Origin of the sequence: Flavobacterium ginsengisoli, assembly GCF_029625315.1 — a bacterium.
GTDB lineage: Bacteria > Bacteroidota > Bacteroidia > Flavobacteriales > Flavobacteriaceae > Flavobacterium > Flavobacterium ginsengisoli.
The window spans coordinates 810,057-831,482 of sequence record NZ_CP121110.1; the positions used below are offsets into that span (position 1 = coordinate 810,057).

At 31.3% G+C, this 21,426-nt stretch carries 16 protein-coding genes and 3 pseudogenes; 10 read left to right on the top strand and 9 right to left on the bottom strand.

What is annotated here, in order from left to right:
* Window position 1: 1 nt before the first annotated feature.
* Genes P5P87_RS03520 through P5P87_RS03530 form a run of 3 tightly spaced genes read right to left on the bottom strand, consistent with a single transcriptional unit; the run spans window position 2 to window position 2,146 of the window.
* Window positions 2-1,060: a hypothetical protein gene (locus P5P87_RS03520; protein WP_278021594.1), complete on the bottom strand. Its 1,059-nt coding sequence runs from the start codon at window positions 1,058-1,060 to the stop codon at window positions 2-4.
* Window positions 1,044-1,577: an anti-sigma factor gene (locus tag P5P87_RS03525; RefSeq protein WP_198855549.1), complete on the bottom strand. Its 534-nt coding sequence runs from the start codon at window positions 1,575-1,577 to the stop codon at window positions 1,044-1,046. Before P5P87_RS03525 ends, P5P87_RS03520 begins: the two co-directional genes overlap by 17 nt.
* A 14-nt stretch (window positions 1,578-1,591) precedes the next feature.
* The gene (locus tag P5P87_RS03530) at window positions 1,592-2,146 is read right to left on the bottom strand and encodes an RNA polymerase sigma factor (protein WP_198855550.1); all 555 of its coding nucleotides are present in this window, start codon (window positions 2,144-2,146) and stop codon (window positions 1,592-1,594) included.
* 167 nt (window positions 2,147-2,313) lie between these two features.
* On the opposite strand from P5P87_RS03530, the gene P5P87_RS03535 reads away from it, so the two are divergent.
* From P5P87_RS03535 to P5P87_RS03575, 9 genes and pseudogenes are all read left to right on the top strand, one after another.
* The gene (locus tag P5P87_RS03535; RefSeq protein WP_278021595.1) at window positions 2,314-3,297 is read left to right on the top strand and encodes a DUF6252 domain-containing protein; all 984 of its coding nucleotides are present in this window, start codon (window positions 2,314-2,316) and stop codon (window positions 3,295-3,297) included.
* A gap of 246 nt (window positions 3,298-3,543) precedes the next feature.
* Window positions 3,544-5,998 (top strand): annotated as a pseudogene (lon, locus tag P5P87_RS03540) (endopeptidase La).
* A 140-nt stretch (window positions 5,999-6,138) separates the two neighbouring features.
* Window positions 6,139-7,158, top strand: coding sequence for a type IX secretion system protein PorQ (gene porQ, locus P5P87_RS03545; RefSeq protein WP_278021596.1), 1,020 nt, complete (start codon window positions 6,139-6,141; stop codon window positions 7,156-7,158).
* A 155-nt stretch (window positions 7,159-7,313) separates the two neighbouring features.
* Window positions 7,314-8,007, top strand: a pseudogene (cmk, locus tag P5P87_RS03550) ((d)CMP kinase).
* 68 nt (window positions 8,008-8,075) lie between these two features.
* Complete coding sequence (locus P5P87_RS03555) at window positions 8,076-9,452, top strand: nucleoside permease (protein ID WP_278021597.1); 1,377 nt, start codon at window positions 8,076-8,078, stop codon at window positions 9,450-9,452.
* Between the two features lie 96 nt (window positions 9,453-9,548).
* Window positions 9,549-10,271, top strand: coding sequence for a hypothetical protein (locus P5P87_RS03560; RefSeq protein WP_278021598.1), 723 nt, complete (start codon window positions 9,549-9,551; stop codon window positions 10,269-10,271).
* Between the two features lie 284 nt (window positions 10,272-10,555).
* On the top strand, window positions 10,556-11,074 hold the full coding sequence (locus P5P87_RS03565; protein ID WP_278021599.1) for a hypothetical protein: 519 nt from the start codon (window positions 10,556-10,558) through the stop codon (window positions 11,072-11,074).
* 356 nt (window positions 11,075-11,430) lie between these two features.
* The gene (gene rpsA, locus P5P87_RS03570) at window positions 11,431-13,209 is read left to right on the top strand and encodes a 30S ribosomal protein S1 (protein ID WP_198855558.1); all 1,779 of its coding nucleotides are present in this window, start codon (window positions 11,431-11,433) and stop codon (window positions 13,207-13,209) included.
* Between the two features lie 228 nt (window positions 13,210-13,437).
* Window positions 13,438-15,933: a DUF7619 domain-containing protein gene (locus P5P87_RS03575; protein ID WP_278021600.1), complete on the top strand. Its 2,496-nt coding sequence runs from the start codon at window positions 13,438-13,440 to the stop codon at window positions 15,931-15,933.
* Window positions 15,934-16,023: 90 nt separating this feature from the next.
* Here the strand turns inward: P5P87_RS03575 and P5P87_RS03580 are convergent, their stop codons facing one another.
* A complete protein-coding gene (locus tag P5P87_RS03580) occupies window positions 16,024-16,452 on the bottom strand; it encodes a biopolymer transporter ExbD (RefSeq protein ID WP_340696632.1) in 429 nt (142 codons plus the stop codon).
* 304 nt (window positions 16,453-16,756) lie between these two features.
* Between P5P87_RS03580 and P5P87_RS03585 the strand changes: the two genes are divergently transcribed.
* Window positions 16,757-17,311, top strand: coding sequence for a fasciclin domain-containing protein (locus P5P87_RS03585; protein ID WP_198855560.1), 555 nt, complete (start codon window positions 16,757-16,759; stop codon window positions 17,309-17,311).
* Window positions 17,312-17,374: 63 nt separating this feature from the next.
* Here P5P87_RS03585 and P5P87_RS03590 read toward each other — a convergent pair whose 3' ends face one another.
* The 5 genes and pseudogenes from P5P87_RS03590 to P5P87_RS03610 all read right to left on the bottom strand — a co-directional run bounded on the left by P5P87_RS03590 (window position 17,375) and on the right by P5P87_RS03610 (window position 21,421).
* A complete protein-coding gene (locus tag P5P87_RS03590; RefSeq protein ID WP_198855561.1) occupies window positions 17,375-18,220 on the bottom strand; it encodes an EamA family transporter in 846 nt (281 codons plus the stop codon).
* Between the two features lie 62 nt (window positions 18,221-18,282).
* Window positions 18,283-18,426, bottom strand: coding sequence for an SsrA-binding protein (locus P5P87_RS03595; RefSeq protein ID WP_111368963.1), 144 nt, complete (start codon window positions 18,424-18,426; stop codon window positions 18,283-18,285).
* Window positions 18,427-18,510: 84 nt separating this feature from the next.
* Window positions 18,511-19,944 carry a serine hydrolase gene (locus P5P87_RS03600; RefSeq protein ID WP_278021601.1) on the bottom strand — a complete coding sequence of 478 codons (1,434 nt, stop codon included), beginning with the start codon at window positions 19,942-19,944 and terminating at the stop codon, window positions 18,511-18,513.
* 39 nt (window positions 19,945-19,983) lie between these two features.
* Window positions 19,984-20,229, bottom strand: coding sequence for a hypothetical protein (locus P5P87_RS03605; RefSeq protein WP_278021602.1), 246 nt, complete (start codon window positions 20,227-20,229; stop codon window positions 19,984-19,986).
* A gap of 77 nt (window positions 20,230-20,306) precedes the next feature.
* A pseudogene (locus P5P87_RS03610) lies at window positions 20,307-21,421 on the bottom strand (serine hydrolase domain-containing protein).
* Window positions 21,422-21,426: the final 5 nt, after the last annotated feature.

Consider the following 21,426-nt stretch of genomic DNA (forward strand, 5'->3'; position numbering starts at 1 on the left):
ATTAATTTTTTGTTAGCGAAATATTTCCGTAGTTCGAATTTATATTGATTTTATTCTGACCTTTTTTCTTGTAGAAACCTGCAATTCTTTTGTTGTTGCTTTTAATCTCAGTAACAGAAACTTCTAATGAATTATCATGTTTAATGTTTGAATATCTTGCAGAAATATCAAAATCAAAAGCATAATTAGGAACATAACCAATTGTAATGTCTGTATATCCTGAGTTTATTGTGATATTTCCAGCTTTTTCTGTTACTGTTCCGATACTGATTTTACTGTAATTGGTATCGTAGCTAAAGTTGCTTGAAATTTCTCCAATAATAAAAGTCAAATAGTTTCCTGAACCACTCAAAGAATTGATTTTTTGAAATTTAAAAGTTCCATAGTCGCAATCAGCTTTAATATTCTGACCATCATTTAAATTAACATCTGTATAGTTTGCACTTAGATTCAAATTACCAGAATCATTAATCTTAAGATTAGAATATCGAGCATCAATATTTCCTGTTTTAATGTAATCTATACTTGAATTTTGGCAATATTGAATAGAGATTTGATTGTTTGATCCGTTTAGTTTGCCTAAAGCAACTTTTCCGTACTTGCAGTCAATATCTGTAGAAGATTCTGCATTTGGAACCGAGATATTACCGTATTTATTGACCAATTTCATAGATCCATTTTTTGGAATTTTAATCACATAATTGATCTCAAAACTATTATTACTTCCTTTACTTTTAACATTAGAGCTTCCAAGTTTTGTCACAGCAGAAACCAATCCCTTAAGAGCAGTAATATCAACGTCTATACTATTTAAACGTTCATTTACCCAATTTTCATTTGGTCCATTTACTTTTATAGTAATGTCCAAATCAATTTTGTCTTCGTCCCAAGTTGTAACCGTTATGCTTCCGTATTTGTTGTCAACATCTATTCCTGCATTTGAATTGACGATATAAGTTTTTTTGATGTTTTTTTGTTTAGTGATATAAGTGTCATCGTTTGAAAACCCTAATATAGGAATCAAAAGAAACAAGATTAGTAAGTTATAGTGTTTTTTCATTAGAGTTGTTTTTTAGTTTTTCGTTGTCTTCAATTCTTTTCAGAACGGTTTGCAAAAAAGAAATACGCGTTTGAAGATTGCTAATCATGGCATATATAATTTGTTTGTTCTCACCATTTTTTTGCAGTTCATTTATAATTTTTTGATAATCAGCATCAAAAGTTTTCATCTGATTCATCGCATCATTAATAATCTGCTGATTTTCTGGCGAATTTTTCTCTTTCAGTTTAACCAGTTCGTTGTCAATTAGAATATTGAAAATAGAATCGGTGCGTTTAGTTTCTTTAGAAGCAAATTTGAATTCTTTTGGTTTTTCATTTTTATAAAAAAGTGATACTCCTAACATCAATACGATCGAAGCGGCAATAGCAGTTGCGAACCAATATCTTTTCTTAGGCTCTTTTTTATTTAATTTTTGTAGAAAATCGACCTGATGATCAGAATTTAATTCCTGAATATCCCATTGGTTTTCAAATCTGTTGAATAATTCGTCTAAATTGTCTTTTTCATTTTTCATAATTCCAATTCATTTTATATCTCTTCCAATTTTTTTCTCAAACTGTCTTTGGCTCTGCTCAAGGTTGTTCTGCAATTTGCATATGTGATGTTTAAAATTTCGCAGATTTCTTCTTGATCATAACCTTCAATGTAAAAAAGCGTCAATACCATTCTGTAATTATCTTTCAGCTGTAAAATGGTATCTAAAACTTGTTTTACTTTAAGTGAGTTCAAGTCAATGTTTTCAGAAATAATTCCATCATTTTCTTCAATTTTATAAAGTTGTTTACTTAAATCTTCTACCTGAAAAGAGTTGTTTTTCTTGTAAAAATCGATGCTATAATTGATGATTATTTTTTTTAACCATGCGCCAAAAGCCACTTCTTGTTTATAGTCATTGATTTTTGTAAAAGCTTTTAAGAAACCTTCCTGCATGACGTCTTGTGCAAAATGTTCGTCTTTTACAATACGAAAAGCCACATTATACATCGCTTTACAATAGCGATTGTATATTTCAAATTGCGCTTTTTGATTGTTGTCTTTACAAAGCGCAATTAGTTCTTCGATATTTTGGTTGTTTATATTCAAGTAGTGGCTTTTGGTTTTTAGTAATGACTGTGCTTTTTTTGGTTTGTTACACTTTTATAAAATTAATTTTATTTTTTTTGAAATGAGTTGATAATTTTGATAATAATAGAGAGTAGGATTTTTATTTCATTTTATAAAATCTATATTTGCAGATAAAACGAATAGCTATGAAAAAAAAATATTTTTTGTTTCTTTTAATTTCAACAATCGGCTTTTTAAGCTCTTGTAATCAAGATTTTGATAGTGGCCTGGATTTTTCGAACTCTGAAAACAATGGAAATGAAAGTGCAGGCGAAAAAGCCATTTTTAGTGCCAAAATTGGAGACGAAGAGTTTGTTGCAAATACTACAACTGCTGTTGTAACTGATGACTATGTATTAATAGCAGGGACTAGATCGTCAAAAGGAGATTTAATTCAAATCATTTTGCCTAGTAATAAAGTAGGGACATATACATGGGCAGAAAACCAAGAAAATGCAGAAAAATTTGTTTTAGCTTATGTTCAAGGAGTAGATGGATATGCATTTGTTAGTGCCTCAAACGAAGATGCGGCATTTTTAGGCGTACAGAATTATACAGATACAGCAATCATTAAAATCACTGGAGTAAATAAAACTAAAAAAACAATTTCTGGCACATTTCAGTTTACTGGATTTAGTGATACAGAAGATGGTTCAACTGCGATAAAAGTTATTACAAAAGGTAATTTTGAAAATATACCTTATACAGATGATATTCCTGCTGAAGATTCTGATGATGTTTTGAAAGCAAAAATAGACGGAGTTGATTATACAAACAATAAAGTTGATGTAAGTAGTGTAATTGCAAGCGGTAGTAATCCGTATTATAGTATAGTAGGTAAAAACAACAATGATAATTCTAGCGTCGGTTTAATGATTAATAAATCATATTCTGTTGGAACCTATGAAGCTTCAAGCAATTTATCAGTTGAAGAAGGCGAGCTTGTAAATGTTATTGGCGCTTCTTACAGAACAAATGACCTTTTGTATAATTCTAAATCAGGGTCACTTACAATAACCTCAAAAACAGCAGAAAAAATGGAAGGGACTTTTAATTTTGTCGTTCATAATTTCACTACAGATGATGAAAAGACTATTACAGGCTCTTTTAGTATAGATATAAAGATTTAGAGCAAAGATACTATATACAAATTTAATCCGCCTTGTGCGGATTTTTTTGGTAATGCAATTTGATTTTATTAGTTTGGCTAATTAAATAGATATCATATCTTCCATTCTTGGCATAGTGATTGTCTGTTTTAATAATATATCTTGCAAATTAAGCGTATAGTCTGTTTTTATTAGAAAAAAATGAATTTTAAACGTTAATTGCAAGTTGTATTAAACTTTTAATGACAAAACGACTTATATATTATTATGTCAAACCATAAAATACTTACTATTGACAATCTGTCACTTCAAGAATTTGACTCAGAGGCAGAATTAATTCCATTGTTGACTCCAGAAGACGAAGAGGAAATGAATAATGAAGAACTTCCTGTTTCGCTTCCAATTTTACCTTTACGTAATACTGTTTTATTTCCAGGAGTTGTTATTCCAATTTCAGCAGGAAGAGATAAGTCAATTAAACTGATTAATGACGCTAATGCAGGTGGAAAAATCATCGGTGTTGTATCTCAAATTAACGAAGAAGACGAAGATCCATCAAAAGATGATATTCATAAAGTAGGAACTGTTGCACGTATTTTACGTGTTTTAAAAATGCCTGACGGAAACGTAACAGTTATCCTTCAAGGAAAAAAACGTTTTGAAATTGACGAAGTGGTTTCTGAAGAACCATACATGACAGCAACTATTAAAGAAGTTACTGAGGAGCGTCCAGACGAAAATGATTCTGAATTTACTGCAATTTTAGATTCTGTAAAAGAATTAGCAATACAAATCATTAAGGAAAGTCCAAATATTCCTTCTGAAGCTACATTTGCAATAAAAAACATTGAAAGCCAGTCGTTTTTGATCAATTTTGTATCTTCAAATATGAATTTATCAGTAAAAGAAAAACAAGGCCTTTTATCGATAAATGGATTAAAAGAACGTGCTTTAGAGACTTTGCGTTATATGAATGTAGAACTTCAAAAATTAGAATTGAAGAACGATATTCAATCAAAAGTTCGTTTTGATTTAGACCAGCAACAAAGAGAATATTTCCTTCACCAGCAAATGAAAACCATTCAAGAAGAATTGGGAGGTGTTTCTCAGGAAGAGGAAATGGATGAAATGGGGCAGAAGGCTAAAACAAAAAAATGGGACGAAAAAACGCAGAAACATTTCGAAAAAGAATTGTCTAAAATGCGTCGTATGAATCCGCAGTCTCCTGATTTTGGAATTCAAAGAAATTATTTGGAATTGTTTTTAGAATTGCCTTGGGGTGAATATTCTAAAGATAAATTCGATTTAAAACATGCTCAGAAAATTTTAGATAAAGATCATTTTGGACTTGATGAAGTTAAGAAAAGAATGATCGAGCATTTGGCAGTTTTAAAATTGCGAAATGACATGAAATCGCCAATTATATGTTTAACAGGACCTCCGGGAGTTGGTAAAACTTCTATTGGACGTTCTGTGGCGGAAGCTTTAGGACGTGAATATGTTCGTATTTCTTTAGGAGGTTTACGCGACGAAGCGGAGATTCGTGGACACAGAAAAACCTATATTGGAGCAATGCCTGGACGTATTATTCAGAGTTTAAAAAAGGCAGGAACATCAAATCCTGTATTTATTCTAGATGAGATTGATAAACTATCAAATGGCAATAGCGGTGATCCGTCTTCGGCTTTATTAGAAGTTTTAGATCCAGAGCAAAACAGTGCTTTTTATGATAATTTCCTTGAAATGGGATACGATTTATCTAAAGTTATGTTCATTGCCACTTCAAATAATATGGCGAGCAATTCAACCTGCTTTACGTGACAGAATGGAAGTAATAAAAATGTCAGGCTATACAATTGAAGAAAAGGTTGAAATTGCCAAAAGACATTTATTTCCAAAACAATTAGAAGCTCACGGTTTAACAGCAAAAGATTTGACTATTGGCAAAAAGCAATTAGAAAAAATCATAGAAGGTTATACAAGAGAATCTGGTGTTCGTAACTTAGAAACTAAAATTGCTCAAGTAATCAGAAATGCGAGCAAAATCGGTTGCCATGGAAGAGGAGTACAACAAAAAAGTTACGGATGAAGATATCGTAGCAATTTTGGGAGTGCCAAGACTTGAGCGTGATAAATACGAAAACAATGATGTTGCTGGTGTTGTAACAGGTTTAGCTTGGACAAGTGTTGGAGGAGATATTCTGTTTATTGAATCTTTAATTTCTGAAGGAAAAGGTTCATTGACCATCACGGGAAATCTTGGAACTGTAATGAAAGAATCTGCTACAATTGCATTAGAATATATAAAAGCAAATGCTAAGAAATTAGATATTAGCACTGAACTTTTCCAGAAATATAACATTCACTTACACGTTCCGGAAGGAGCGACTCCAAAAGACGGACCAAGTGCTGGTATTGCAATGCTTACTTCATTAGTTTCGCTTTTAACTCAGAAAAAGTAAAGAAAAACCTTGCTATGACTGGAGAAATTACACTTCGAGGAAAAGTACTGCCAGTTGGCGGTATTAAAGAAAAAATCTTAGTCGCCAAAAGAGCAGGAATTAAAGAAATTATTCTTTGTCACGAAAACAAAAGCGATATCGATGAAATCAAAGCAGAATACTTAGAAGGTTTGAGTTTTCACTATGTTAAAGAAATGAGCGAAGTTTTAGCTTTAGCTTTGACAGATCAGAAAGTAAAAAATGCTAAAGAATTAAAATAAAAATCTTTTAGTTACATATATAAATTCCAAATTCCAATTTAACGATTGGGATTTGGAATTTTTTTATTTGACTTTAATTTAAGTGTTATATAATTTTATATTTGCACTTGCGTTATTCCCATATAGTGCGACAAAAACAAATGCTCAAAAAAGTTGTTTTATTTTTTCTAATCTTAATCTGTTCGTGTTCTTTCGGACAAGTTGGAGGGCGCTACACTTATCAATTTTTAAACTTAACTACTTCGCCAAGACAAGCGGCATTAGGAGGAGACATTATTACAATATATGATGATGATGTTAATCAAGCCATGTCGAATCCTGCTCTTATAAATGCGGATATGGATAATCATTTAGCGTTGAATTACGGAAGTTATTATGGCGAGGCTTCTTACGGTACTGGATCGTATGCTTATACTTACGATAGGCATCTTCAGACTTTTTATGCTGGAGTTACTTATGTTAACTACGGCACATTTGAAGGATATGACGAAAATGGCCAGGCAACTTCGAATTTTACAGGAAGTGAAGGTGCTTTATCGCTTGGATATGCATACAATGTTCCTTTTACAGATTTATACATTGGTGCAAGTGCTAAGCTTATAACTTCATCTTTAGAAACATATAATTCAATAGGAGGTGCGGTCGATTTGGGGTTTTTATATGTAGATGAAAAGAACGATTTGAATTTTGCTCTTGTATTTAGAAATATGGGAACTCAGTTTACTACTTATTCAGGGATTAAGGAGAATCTTCCGTTTGAAATTGTTGCGGGTATTTCGCAAGAATTAGAGCATGTGCCTATTCGTTGGCATCTTTCGGTAGAAAATATACAGCAATGGAATATCTCTTTTTCGAATCCTGTTCGCGGAGAAACTAATATCGACGGATCTACTAGTCCAGAGAAAGTCTCTTTTGTAAACAACGCTTTAAGGCACGTAGCTTTTGGAGTTGAGCTTTTTCCTAAAAAAGCATTCAATTTTCGCGTAGGTTATAATTTTAGAAGAGGCGAAGAATTGCGTGTAGAAGAACAGCGTAACTTTTCGGGAGTTTCGTTAGGGTTTGGTTTGAGAATGAATAAACTGAAATTTAATTACTCTTATTCAAGATATACATTAGCGACAAATACAAGTCTTTTTGGTTTAACCTTAAATTTTCAATAATTGCTCTTGTTCGATTATTTATTGATCAAAAAACAAATAATTTTAATACTTCATATCCAGATAAAGATGGCTACATTTGCAGTAACTTTGATACCGAAATCTCTATTATTGCGATAAAGCAGTCATAAAAAGAATAAAAATTAAAAAATAAAAAATTGAAAAAAATTACCATTGCTATCGACGGATTTTCATCTACAGGAAAAAGCACGCTTGCAAAACAATTGGCAAAAGAATTAGAATATGTTTATGTAGATACAGGTGCGATGTACCGTGCTGTAGCTTATTTTGCAATGCAACATACTTTAATTGGAGCTGATTTTTTCAAGAAAGAAGCTTTGATTGAGGCTTTATCTGGCATTAAATTAGAATTTAAGTTTAATTCGGATTTAGGTTTTGCAGAAATGTATTTAAATGGTGAAAACGTAGAGAAACAAATTCGAACTATTGAAGTTTCTAATTTTGTTAGTAAAGTGGCGACCGTTTCAGAAGTTCGTGCTAAATTAGTAGAACAACAGCAAGAAATGGGAGCCAATAAAGCTATTGTAATGGATGGAAGAGATATTGGAACAGTAGTTTTTCCAAACGCAGAATTGAAAATTTTTATGACCGCAAGTGCCGAAACACGCGCACAAAGACGTTTTGATGAATTACAGCAAAAAGGAGATAATGTTTCCTATGAAGAAGTTTTGAAAAATGTAGTTGAAAGAGATCATATGGACACACACCGTGAAGATTCTCCTTTAGTAATCGCAGATGATGCAATTGAGATTGATAATTCTTACTTAAATAAAGAAGAGCAATTTGTCTGCAGTTCTAGAATTAGTGAATGATGTTGTTAAAACTGCATAATTTTTTGCAGATATTATTTTAAATGGTAGTTTTACCGCTTCATTTTTACAAAAGAACAAATTTATCATATGGGGATTAAAAATAGATTGATTTTAATGAGCTTTCTTCAATTTTTTGTTTGGGGAGCCTGGCTTATAACAATTGGAAATTATTGGTTTGGCACAAAAGCATGGGAAGGAACTCAATTCGGGCTCGTTTTTGGAACCATGGGAATCGCTTCTCTTTTTATGCCTACGCTTACAGGTATTATTGCCGATAGATGGATTAATGCCGAAAAATTATACGGTGCTCTACATATTCTTTACGCGGTAGTTCTATTCGGAATTGCGCAAGTTACTACACCAGATACTTTTATTATTGTAATGCTTTTGGCAATGTGCTGTTATATGCCAACAATCGCTTTAAGTAACTCGATATCTTATACTTCACTTAAATTAAACAACAAAAACATCGTAAAGGATTTTCCGCCAATTCGTGTTTGGGGAACTATCGGATTTATTGTTGCCATGTGGATTACCAATTTAAGCGGAAGTAAGGCAACTGAATATCAATTTTATATTGCTGGAGTTGGAGCTTTAATTCTTGGAATTTACGCTTTTACTTTGCCAAAATGTGAGCCACAGCGTTTGATTAAAGAAAATGCAACTTGGATAGAAACTTTTGGTTTAGAGTCTTTTAAGTTGTTTGCAAACTATAAAATGGCTTTGTTTTTTGTGTTTTCTATGTTTTTAGGAGGAGCACTTCAGTTGACAAATGCTTATGGAGATGTGTTTTTGGATGAGTTTAAGCACTTCCCAAAATATGCCGATTCTTTCGTTATTCAATATTCGACTATTATTATGTCAATTTCTCAGGTTTCTGAGACATTGTTTATTCTTGCGATTCCGTTTTTCTTGAGACGTTTTGGAATCAAACAAGTAATGCTGATTAGTATGCTAGCTTGGGTTCTGCGTTTCGGATTATTTGCTTTTGGAGACCCTATAAATGGTTTATGGATGATTATCCTTTCTTGTATCGTTTACGGAATGGCATTTGATTTCTTCAATATTTCAGGTTCTTTATTCGTAGAAAGCAATACTGATTCTAAAATTCGTTCTTCTGCACAAGGTTTATTTATGATGATGACCAATGGAGTAGGAGCTGTTTTGGGAAGTTTGACTTCTGGTTGGGCAATTGATCGTTTCTTTACAAAATCGTTTGCTAATACAACTGAATTAGCGGGATTTTTACAAACGGATGCTTCAAATGAAAAGATGGCAGAATTTGTAAAAAGTCAAGGGAATTCAATTTCTGCAGATGGAATTTTTTCAAATCCAGTCCTAATGAAAGACTGGCACACTATCTGGCTTTCGTTTGCGCTTTATGCTTTGGTGATTGCGATTGCTTTTGCTGTTTTGTTTAAGCACAAACATGATCCAAAAGAGATAGAAAATTTAAGTCATTAATATTTTAGACCTATGAAAAAATCCCGTTTTCGATTTATTGAAAACGGGATTTTTTTCTTTATGTGTATATTTGAAATAATATTCTTAATTTTTAATATGCAGCATCAGCAGAAAAAAACACTTCCACCTTTTAAATCTATTAATTCAAAACCAATGCTTTTCTTAAATGCAGTTTTTGGTTTGTTTTGGGTATTCTGTGCGCTTTTCTTTTTGGGAGGAATCGTTTTTTTATCAATAAATTCTCGTGAAGAAACTGGACTGGATGAAAAAGGAACTCTTGCCTTATTTTGTATATTCTCTCTAATTATTCTAGCGATAATAGCCTTGATACTATATTCTAGAAAAAAGATGTACACATCAATTATAATTGACGAAAAAGGAATCCGCTATTTGAATGTATTCAATAACAAAGTTAGAAAAGAAATTCGCTGGAGTAATTTTGCGAAAAGAGAGAAGGTTGCTTATTTATTAGAACCTCCAAAATTTGATGTTTCTTATATTCGACAATCCAAATCTTTTTTTGACCAGTTTTTCTGGCCGGTCTTAATAAATAATAAAATAGAAGTTCATAGTGAAATGTTTTTAGGTAAACATTTTTTTGCAATGCTCTATGCAAATCGATTAGAATTGATTAGAACTTTTTTACTTGGATTGGCACATTACAGACCAGATATTACAATAAATCCGGAAATTTTTAGTAATCATTATATTGATAAGGAAAGTTATACTATTGATTATAGTCAACGCAGAAAAATTGGAATTATAGCAGGATTAGTTTGTGCCTTGATTTTTACAATTATATATTTTTTGGTTTTCTAAATAGTAAGCAGTTTTTTAGGATTACAATTTTTTCAATATTTTAGTGTTTTTAACGTCTATGAGCAGACCAAACAAAAAATCTTCCTCCATTTAATTCAGTAACTTCCAGCCCGTCTAAAATCAAAAATTATGGTTTAGGTTTTCTAATGTTGATTTCTTTTCTATTGGTTTTAGGGGTTTTCTTTTTTATTTTGTTTTTTCTGCCTTTTGAACAAAATATGATTTGCATATGCATTTTATTGATTCTTCCTATAATTCTTCAAGTCATTTATTTAAGAAAAACTATGAAGCATACCACTACGATTATTGATAATCGCGGTATTCATTATGTAAATAGATTTAATGATAAAATTGAAAATACAATATCATGGAATAGTTTTGAAAAGAGCGACAATTTTAAAGGAAAAATAACAGGAATAAATTCCTCATCTAATTCAGATCTTTTGCGATATGATGTTTTTGTAAAAACGGTTGGAAGCGGCAAATATAGTCACGAAGCGTTTTTCTGGTTCATTTCGGCAAACGGAAATATAGAAGCTCACAAAGAAACATTTTCTGGAAATCATATTTTTAGTATGCTTTATTCAAACAAACTTGAGTTAGTAAGAGGTCTGCTGTTAGGATTATCACACTTTAGACCTGACTTAAAAATTCATCCTAAAGCTTTTGGTATGTATTATATAAATCCTGATACTTTTGCCGTAGAATATGAAAAAAGAAATGAAGATATTAATTCAGCTCTTTTTATAACGGCACTTGTTATTATAGTTACAGTGTTTGTAATGTTTTTTGTTTTCTTTTAAATTTAATATCTCTCATATTTAATATAAACGCTATAGGCTTTTGAAATCTACAGCGTTTATTTTTTATTTAATTTTTCCTGAAAAGAAAACTTTTATTTTACTTGGAAAACTTAATTTTAATTCAATTTTGCAGGTTATAGAATATATAGCAGTTAGCAATGAGTTGTCATGATTATTGCTAGATAAATAATAAGTTGCTTATCTGTTTGTAATTACAAAAAAAATGTATTAATTTTGCAGTCCTTTTGGCAGAGAAGAGTTTCCATTAGGAATCAACCATTTATGTAAAACAACTTCTGTATTTTCTATCGCATAAAGAAACTCGAGAAAAACAGAATACAAATTTTTTTATCAGCATGTCTGAACAAACAAAATCACAAGAAGAGTTTTTAGCAAATTTTAACTGGCACAACTTCCAAGAAGGAATCGATGCAGTAGATGAAAAAAACTTGCAAGAGTTTGAAGAACTAGTATCAAAAACTTTCATCGCTACAGATCAAGAAGAAGTAGTTGAAGGAGTTGTAGTTAGAATTACAGATAGAGACGTTATCGTTGATATCAATGCTAAATCTGAAGGTGTTATTTCTTTAAACGAATTTCGTTACAACCCAAATTTAAAAGTAGGTGACAAAGTAGAAGTATTAATTGACATCCGTGAGGATAAAACAGGTCAATTAGTATTATCTCACAGAAAAGCACGTACTATCAAATCTTGGGATAGAGTTATTGCGGCTAATGAAACTGGAGAAATCGTTAACGGTTTTGTTAAATGTAGAACTAAAGGAGGTATGATTGTTGACGTATTCGGTATCGAAGCGTTCTTACCTGGATCTCAAATTGACGTTAAGCCAATTAGAGACTACGATGTATATGTAAACAAAATGATGGAATTCAAAGTGGTAAAAATCAACCACGAATTCAAAAACGTAGTTGTATCTCATAAAGCTCTTATCGAGGCTGATATTGAAGTACAGAAAAAAGAGATCATCGGTCAATTACAAAAAGGACAAGTATTAGAAGGTGTTGTTAAAAACATTACTTCTTATGGTGTGTTCATTGACTTAGGTGGTGTTGACGGATTAATTCACATTACTGACCTTTCTTGGAGTAGAATCAACCACCCAAGTGAAGTTCTTGAATTAGACCAAAAATTAAACGTTGTAATCCTTGATTTCGATGATGAGAAAACAAGAATTCAATTAGGATTGAAACAATTAAACGCTCACCCATGGGATGCTTTAGATGCTAACTTAACTGTTGGTGATAAAGTTAAAGGTAAAGTAGTTGTAATCGCTGATTACGGTGCATTTATCGAAGTTGCTGAAGGTGTTGAAGGTTTAATCCACGTTTCTGAAATGTCATGGTCAACTCACTTACGTTCTGCTCAGGACTTCGTGAAAGTTGGAGATGTTGTTGAAGCAGTTATCTTAACTCTTGACAGAGATGATCGTAAGATGTCATTAGGTATCAAACAATTATCTCAAGATCCATGGACTGACATTACTTCTAAATACCCAGTAGGTTCTAAACATACAGGTATCGTTAGAAACTTTACAAACTTTGGTATTTTCGTAGAATTAGAAGAAGGAATTGATGGATTAATCTACATTTCTGACCTTTCTTGGACTAAGAAAATTAAACACCCATCTGAGTTTGTAAACGTTGGTGAAAAACTTGATGTTGTAGTATTAGAATTAGATGTTGAAGGACGTAAATTATCTTTAGGTCACAAACAAACTACTGCTAATCCTTGGGATCAATACGAAGATTCTTTCGCTGTAGGAACTATCCACAACGGTGAGATTTCTGAAATCGTTGACAAAGGAGCTACTGTAGAATTCGGAGATGATATCGTTGCTTTCATTCCTACTCGTCACCTTGAAAAAGAAGACGGAAAGAAATTGAAAAAAGGTGATACAGCTGATTTCAAAGTAATTGAATTCAACAAAGAATTCAAAAGAGTAGTTGCTTCTCACACTGCTATCTTCAGAGAAGAAGAAGAGAAAAACGTGAAAGCCGCAACTGAAAATACTTCATCTAACTCTACTACAAATGCACCAGCTGCAACTTTAGGAGATAACAATGATGTATTAGCCGCATTAAAAGCTAAAATGGAAAAAACTGAGAAAAAATAATTCTTAGTTTTTTATAAATAGAAAGTCCCACAGCAATGTGAGACTTTTTTTTATCCTTTTTTCTAAATTTTAAGATATTTTAACAAATAAAGTTGTGTTATTATCTTAAAAAGTTATTTTTGTATGAAAATACCACATATGAAAAAACTCTACTTTTTACTTTTATTATTTTGCTTCTTTAATCTAGGTAATGCCCAAATTATCAATATTCCGGATATTAATTTTAAAATGAAGTTAATAGCACTTAATGTGGATACAAATTCTAATTTTCAAATAGAGGTTAGTGAAGCATTAAGTTTAAATTTTTTAGATTTAAGCAATTCAAACATTAGTTCTTTTGAAGGATTAGAGAATTTTGTCAATCTTGAGTATTTGAATTGTAGCAACAACCCAGTGAATAGGGATATTGATTTTAATGTTTTAAAAAAACTGGTTTATTTAAATTATTCTTCTATTCAATCAAAAAGGTATTTAAAAATTACAGATCTACCAAATTTAGCTACATTACGAATTGAAGGTCTCATAAACTTAGAATTTTTGGAATGCACAGGTAATCCTAAACTTGCAACATTAAGTGTAAATGGAGCTGTAAATCTAACCGAAATGTGGGCTTCAAATAATGCTTTGACATCGTTAGAGATTGAAGGATTGACAAGTTTAAAAAAATTGTATTGTCAAGTTAATAAATTAGCAACATTAAATATTGACGCTTTAACTAATCTTGAAGATTTAGAATGTGGTGGAAATTTATTAACATCACTAAATTTAACCCAATTAACGAATCTTAAAGGCCTGGCATGCAGTAATAATAAACTATTTAAATTAGATGCCAGCAATTTATCAAACCTTACAACATTAGATTGCAGTTTCAATGAAATTTTTGAGTTAAAATTGAATGGAATAAATAATCTTAAAAATCTAAATTGTCAGTCTAATCAATTGTCAGCTTTAAGTTTGAATAATTTAACAAATTTAGAATCTCTTTGGTGCGGTGTAAATCAATTGCAACAATTAGATCTAAATGCTTTAACAAAACTTGTTGATTTAAGATGCGCTGCTAATCAATTTTCATCTTTAGATTTAAAAGGATTAACTAATATTACAATTTTTGAATGTTATCTTAATCAACTTAAAACTTTAGAATTAAGTGATTTAAAAAAAATCAAGCGCTTAAGATGCGATCAGAACCAGCTTAATACATTATTCATTAAAAATGGCAGTAATGAAACAGAGCTAAATTTTTCAAAAAATCCTGACCTAAAGTATATTTGTGCAGATGAAGGCCAATTGTCTCAAATTCAAGATCTTCTAGATAATTATGGTTATGCTAATTGCAATGTTAATACATATTGCTCTTTTAATCCGGTCGGAGAATATTATACTATTCAAGGGGATAGTAGAGTAGATGAAGATAACAACGGTTGTGATAGTCAAGATTTAAGTTTACCAAATTTAAAGTTTAATCTATCTGATGGAACTAGCAGTTCTGGTTTTATAGCCAATGGAAATAATTATTCTATTTCTTTACCAACTGGGTCACATTCGATAACTCCTGTTTTAGAAAACCCTACATACTTTTCAATTTCACCATCAGTTGTAAATGTCGATTTTCCATCGCAGATAAGTCCATTGAATCAAAATTTTTGTATTACGCCAAACGGAACACATTCCGATTTAGAAGTTGTCATTTTGCAAATCAATGTCGCAAGACCAGGATTTAATGCTACATATAAAGTTATATATAAAAACAAAGGAAATACAATTCAATCTGGAACAGTAAATTTAACTTTTGATGATTCTGTTTTAGATGTGATTTCAGTAAATCCGTCTGCATCTTCTCAAACCACAAACGTTCTATTGTGGGATTTTTTGAATCTAAAACCATTTGAATCTAAGGAAATTACTTTAACAGTTAAAATAAATTCACCAACAGAATCTCCTGCTGTAAATAATGGAGATATTTTAAAATTTACAGCTACTGTTTTATTGCAGGGAAATGATGAAACGCCAATAGATAATGTATTTACATTAAATCAAACAGTTGTTGGTTCTTATGATCCAAATGATAAAACTTGTTTAGAAGGTTCTGTGATTACCTCAAAACTAATAGGAGAATACGTGCATTACATGATTCGTTTTGAAAATACAGGAACATATGCGGCTCAAAATATTGTGGTGAAAGACATGATTGATCCAAATAAATTTGATATATCAACTTTAATTCCGACGAGTTCAAGTCATTCGTTCATTACTAAAATTTCAGAAGAAAACAAGGTAGAATTTATTTTTGAAGGAATTAATCTTCCGTTTGACGACGAAAATAATGACGGTTATATTGCTTTTAAGATAAAGACAAAACCAACATTAAAAGTAGGAGATTCGTTTACAAATGATGCAAACATTTATTTTGATTATAATTTCCCTATTTTAACTAATAAGGCTATTTCTACATTTAATTCAACATTATCAAGTGAAGATTTTAATTTTTCTAGATACGTAAGTTTATATCCAAATCCGGCAAGTCAGTTTTTAAATATTTCGCAGCACCAGAATATCGAGATACAATCGTTTGAAATTTACGATATTTTAGGGCAGTTGGTAATTGCAATTCCAAATGCAAAAACAACTTCGAATATTGATATCTCTAAATTAAAAACAGGCAATTATTTCATAAAAGTAAAATCAGATAAAGGAAATTCTAGTTCAAAATTCATTAAAATTTAAATAGAAAGTCCCACAGCAATGTGGGACTTTTTTTTGCTTCAAGTTTCAAGTTTTTTAGTTTGACTGAGTTGAAACCTTAAAATGATTTCTTTATTTCAAAGCTAATAATTTAGATTCTTGTGGTGTAAAATCATTTACAATTACATATGAACTTATATCTGCAATTGCCATTTCATCTAAAATATTAACTAAATTCTTAAAATTGCTTTTTTTGCTAGGTTTAATAATAACAACCATTCCTTGTCCTGGTCTTCCTAATTGAGCAGAATAATTAAGCATGTTTTTATTTTGTTTTAAAAGCTCTTGTCTTATTCCGTCCTTTCCGTATCCAAACTTTTTAGGAGCAACTTTGGGCACTTCTAGTAATCCCATATAAGACACTAATTTATTATCATCTCCCAGTAAAATTGTATAAGATCTATTTTCTCCACAGCCACCTGTCCAGCCACATGTATGTGCATCATAATCTGGCAGACTTAGATGCATAGCTTTGTTTTTTCGCAATTCTATTGTAACCATAAAAAATATAATTAGCAAAAAAAGAGACACTAACCATTGCAGTTAAATCAACTCTTGAACTTAGCTTTTTACTTCTGACTTTTTGAGGTAGGTTTTTCATGATAAATTGGTTTTGAATTTAAATTTAAAAAGAAAAAGAATGCCAAAAACATCAGGTTAAAAAAAAGAAAAATATAGCATTAAAGGCCTATTAATCAGTGTGAATTGAGAATTTTTCAATATTTTTTTTAATTATTTTAAATTTTCTTAAAACCAAAAGGAATTATTAGCCGTAAATGACATTATAACTTAAAAATTAATAATTATGAAAACTAGAAAATTTTTAGCCACTGCAGTTTTAGCTTTAGCATTCGGATTTACATCTTTTGCACAAAAATCAGTTATGGTTGGCGGTGCAGCGATGTACCCAAATAAAAATATAATTGAAAATGCCGTTAATTCAAAAGATCACACAACATTAGTAGCCGCAGTAAAAGCTGCCGATTTAGTTACAACTTTAGAAGGAAAAGGACCATTTACAGTTTTTGCTCCAACAAACGAAGCTTTTGATAAATTGCCAAAAGGAACAGTTGAAACTTTATTAAAACCAGAAAATAAAAAGAAATTGCAAACAATCTTAACCTATCACGTTGCTTCTGGAAAATGGAGTTCTGCTGATATCGCAAAAGCAATAAAAGACGGAAAAGGTAAAGCAACGATTAAAACAGTAAGTGGCGGAACTCTTACTGCATGGATGAAAGGCAAAGATTTATATATTACAGACGAAAACGGTAATAAAGCTAAAGTAACAATTGCAGATGTGAATCAATCAAATGGTGTAATTCACGTAGTTGATGCAGTATTACTACCTAAAAATTAATAAAAATCTCCAGAATTAGATTTCCTACAATGAAAAGGCCCTGTAATTATTACGGGGCTTTTTTTATTTTTTAGCCGTTAATGTTGCTCCTGCAGAGGCTACAACAACGCAAACTACAGCAAGAATTTCGTGAAAACTTAAATTTTCATGAAGAAATATAAATGCGCAAATAGAAGCCGCTGCTGGCTCTAAGCTCATTAAAATACTAAAAGTACGTGGAGGAAGTTTTCCTAAAGCTTTCATTTCTAAAGTGAATGGAATCGCACTAGATAAAAGAGCAAGTGCAACACCCATTCCGAATAGCTTTGGCGTAAGATTATCTAATCCGCTTTCTAGAAAGCCAAATGGCAGGACTAAAAGTGCCGCAAATAGCATTCCTGTTGAAACGGCGTAACCGTCATTCATTATTTTTGAAATTTTTCCTCCCAAAACAATATACGCACTCCAGAACGCTCCAGCCAAAAGCGCACATATAATCCCAATAGGATCTAATCGATCGTTTGTCCAAGGAGCGATAAGTAAAATGCCAATTGCTGCAAGCATAACCCAGCAATAATCAACTAAACGTTTTGAACCTGCTATAGCAAGCAATAACGGACCAACAAACTCTAAAGTCACGGCTAAACCGATTGGAATTTTTTCTATTGCGATATAAAAAATTAAATTCATGGCTCCTAAAGACAAACCATACGGAATTACAATTTTCCACTGTTGGAGAGTTATCGCTTTTAGATTTGGTCTATAAGCCAATAATAAAATTAATGCTGAAATACCAATACGCATAGATGCTGTACCAGCTGCGCCGATTGTAGGAAATAGTGTTTTGGCAATTGCAGCCCCACATTGCACACTAATAATAGCTAATAGTACTGCTGGAACAGGAGGAAGGCTGATTTCTCTGTTTTTCATAAAAAATAGGACAGAATTATAAATGAGTATATTTCTGTCGGATAAATAAAATGTATTCTAAATTAATTGCCCAATGCTTTTTTTGTAACATAGGCGCGATAACCAATAATAGCCATTTGCCATTTCTTAGCCTTAGAAATATCTAGACCTTGTTTGGTAAAGCTCGGCAAAAGTAGTTTATTTAGTTTAGCTAATAATTTATACATAGTAGATTTGTTTTGGCAAAGATAAAAAAATAAAAGACTTTGTGATTGAAACAAAGTCTTTTGGGTAGTAAAATGTAAATGTATTTAAATTCTGAGAATCAGGTTTTCATCGCCATCAGTTTCACGATTTATTACATTTTTTGGAGCTTCCATCCATCCCGTTTTATTGATGACAAATTTAAAAAGATGCGTTTTATTTTTTTCAAACTGTGATTTAGGTACCGATAATTCAAATGTATTTTTGCTTTTCTGAATCATTTGAAAATTAGGATCGTTAGGATTCCATTTATCAAAAGAACCTGCAATTGAAACATTTTTAACCAATTTTGGATCTAAATTCTTGTCATGTTCGTACAAGAAGACAACATTGTCGTTAACAATTTTGTAACCGTAAATGCCAGATTGTTTTTTGTTTACACTTAATAAATCATTAGAAAGTCTAATAACGGCTTCACCAAGTGCATTGCCTGTATTTTCGTCACTTATATTTACAATAATTGAAATTCCTAAATGACGTTCGGGATAAATAACTAACATGTTTTGAGTTCCAAATGCACCACCATGTTTCCAGCAGTTTTTTCCGTTTTCATCAACTTGGATATAATCCCAAAAATATCCGTTCCAAGTTGTTTCGCTATTTAGGAGATTTCGTTGTGTTTCTTGAATAATTTTATTTTTTGTATTCAGTTCATAAGCAATAAATTTGGTCAAATCACCTAAAGTAGATTTTAGCATTCCAGCAGCGCCCCAAAGATTATCTGAAATGTTTGGCATTAGAACACCTTTTAGATTATAGCCATTTGCAATAACTGCATTTGGATTTAAATTTATGCCACTTGATTGCATGTCAAGTTTTGAAAAAATATTTTCTTTCAAAAGCGTTTCATAACTTTTCTGATAGATATTTTCTAAAATATGAGCCGTAAGGTTGAGACTTCCGTTACTATATTTGAATTTAGTTCCAGGCAAAGTATCTAATTTGATCGTTTTAAGATCTTCGAAAAACTTTTCACGACTATACATTTCGTCCATCTTTTTAAAAGCTAAATAACTGCTGTCATTTCTGTTTTTTCTTAATTCAGCATTATCTGGAAGATCTTTATCGAAACCAGTTCTAAAAGAAACCAAATCTTTAATAGTTATAGGCGTTCCATTATATTCTAGGTTTGGATAGGATCCAGTAATGTATTTTCTAATATCATCATCTGGATTTAATTTTCCTTCTACAACAGCTTGCGCAGTAAGTAATCCGGTAAATAATTTGGTTATAGAAGCAACTTCAAAAATAGTATTGTTGTTGGCAACGTTTTCTTTTCCTTTATCAATTTCTCCGTAATGTCTGGTAAAAGTTTTTCCATTTTTAACAACTCCAATTGAAATGGAATTGGCTTTTGACTTTCCCATTAAAAGTGAAGCAGTTTTGTCCATTGCAATGTAGATGTTCTTTTCTGCTGTATTCTTTTGTGCTAGAATTGAAAAGCTAAAACATAAAAACAAGACTATAATGAGCTTTTTCATTTTCGTAAATATGTTTTTTATTTATTAAAGAAGCTGAAATTACTTTGCTAGCATTTTATTAATTTTCTCAAGCATTTCTTTTGCATTATTGTTATCTGGAGAAAGGGCTAATGCTTTTTGATAATTTTCTTTCGAAAGCGTTAATTGATTGTTTCTAAAATAACCATCAGCCAAACTATCAAAAGCATTTCCAGATTTTGGATTCTCTTTAGCATTAAGTTCAAAAACTTTTAGTCCGTCACTCAATCTTCCGTGATCTAATAAAGTATAACCGATAACATTCAATCGATATTCAAAATCCCAATTAGGGTGATTCTTTTTTATTGCTAGATAATTCTCTTCAGCTTTTGTAATGTTTGGTTTTAAAAAATCTGATTGACTTTTTCTCCCGCCAAAAGAAAGTCATCTGTAAGAGTTTTGTCTACAATCGAAGCAACATGGTTAATTACTTGACTTTGCACATACAAATTCGAATATTTATGACCATTAGACAGAAAGATTATCGTTAAATCACGATCGATGAATTTTCTAAAAGCAGTTTCATTGCCGCCAGTAAAACCATAAGAAAGGACTTTATTAACTGGTACGATTTCCCAACCGAAAGCAAAACGATCTGTGTTGTTAGCAAACGGAAACGATTTCCACATTTCATATTTGATTTCTTTTTGAAGATAAATGTCTTTGTCTAAATTTTCGTTCCAATAAATGAAATTCTGTAAAGAAATATTTAAACCATTGGCAGAATGAGCGTCGGTACCAAAGTTTGAAGTGCTTTTAACGTATTTTCTTGTTTGATCGTTATAATTGTATCGAAAAGCACTATTGGGTATTGCTTCACCAAAATTGGATGAAAAGTAAACACCAGATTTTATAGAAGAAAATTGATTTTGTAAAATATAATCTTCAAAAGTAAAACCAGTGATTTTCTCTACGATTTTGGCAAGAAACAGATAATTAGTTTGATTGTAACGATATTGATTACCTGTTGTAAAATCCATTGGCTTTTTAGACAGTAAAGCTATTTTTTCGGCAAGTGGCGCAGTTGTCGGAATTTCTTGAAACCTTATAATATCTGGGAGCCCAGAAGAATGAGAAAGCAAATTTTTGATTTTTACATCTTGCCATTCTATTGGAGTATTTTCTAGATATTTTGAAATAGGATCTTCAAGTGATAACTTTCCTTGCTCTATAAGTTGAAATATCCCTACATTGGTAATTAATTTGGTAGTAGAAAAATTTTAAAAGCAGTGTTTTTATCCACTGCTTTATTATCTTCTATAGAAGCTTTTCCAAAATATTTTTCATAAACAATTTTACCATCTTTTATTACTGCCAATGCCACACCAGGAATTTCATTTATTGCTATTACTTCTTTTATATAATTGTCAATTTTTTGTTCTGTTGATTTGTCAGCTTTTTTTTGACTAAAAGATAAATTAAGAACGAATAGCAAAAAGACGGTAAGAAAGGACTTCATATAGA

Coding starts and splice junctions, on each gene's coding strand:
- P5P87_RS03565 (WP_278021599.1), top strand. CDS start 10,556: ATGAAGCATACCACTACGATTATTGATAATCGCGGTATTCATTATGTA.
- P5P87_RS03535 (WP_278021595.1), top strand. CDS start 2,314: ATGAAAAAAAAATATTTTTTGTTTCTTTTAATTTCAACAATCGGCTTT.
- rpsA (WP_198855558.1), top strand. CDS start 11,431: ATGTCTGAACAAACAAAATCACAAGAAGAGTTTTTAGCAAATTTTAAC.
- P5P87_RS03560 (WP_278021598.1), top strand. CDS start 9,549: ATGCAGCATCAGCAGAAAAAAACACTTCCACCTTTTAAATCTATTAAT.
- P5P87_RS03595 (WP_111368963.1), bottom strand. CDS start 18,426: ATGTATAAATTATTAGCTAAACTAAATAAACTACTTTTGCCGAGCTTT.
- P5P87_RS03555 (WP_278021597.1), top strand. CDS start 8,076: ATGGGGATTAAAAATAGATTGATTTTAATGAGCTTTCTTCAATTTTTT.
- P5P87_RS03585 (WP_198855560.1), top strand. CDS start 16,757: ATGAAAACTAGAAAATTTTTAGCCACTGCAGTTTTAGCTTTAGCATTC.
- P5P87_RS03600 (WP_278021601.1), bottom strand. CDS start 19,944: ATGAAAAAGCTCATTATAGTCTTGTTTTTATGTTTTAGCTTTTCAATT.
- P5P87_RS03590 (WP_198855561.1), bottom strand. CDS start 18,220: ATGAAAAACAGAGAAATCAGCCTTCCTCCTGTTCCAGCAGTACTATTA.
- P5P87_RS03520 (WP_278021594.1), bottom strand. CDS start 1,060: ATGAAAAAACACTATAACTTACTAATCTTGTTTCTTTTGATTCCTATA.
- P5P87_RS03580 (WP_340696632.1), bottom strand. CDS start 16,452: ATGGTTACAATAGAATTGCGAAAAAACAAAGCTATGCATCTAAGTCTG.
- porQ (WP_278021596.1), top strand. CDS start 6,139: ATGCTCAAAAAAGTTGTTTTATTTTTTCTAATCTTAATCTGTTCGTGT.
- P5P87_RS03575 (WP_278021600.1), top strand. CDS start 13,438: ATGAAGTTAATAGCACTTAATGTGGATACAAATTCTAATTTTCAAATA.
- P5P87_RS03525 (WP_198855549.1), bottom strand. CDS start 1,577: ATGAAAAATGAAAAAGACAATTTAGACGAATTATTCAACAGATTTGAA.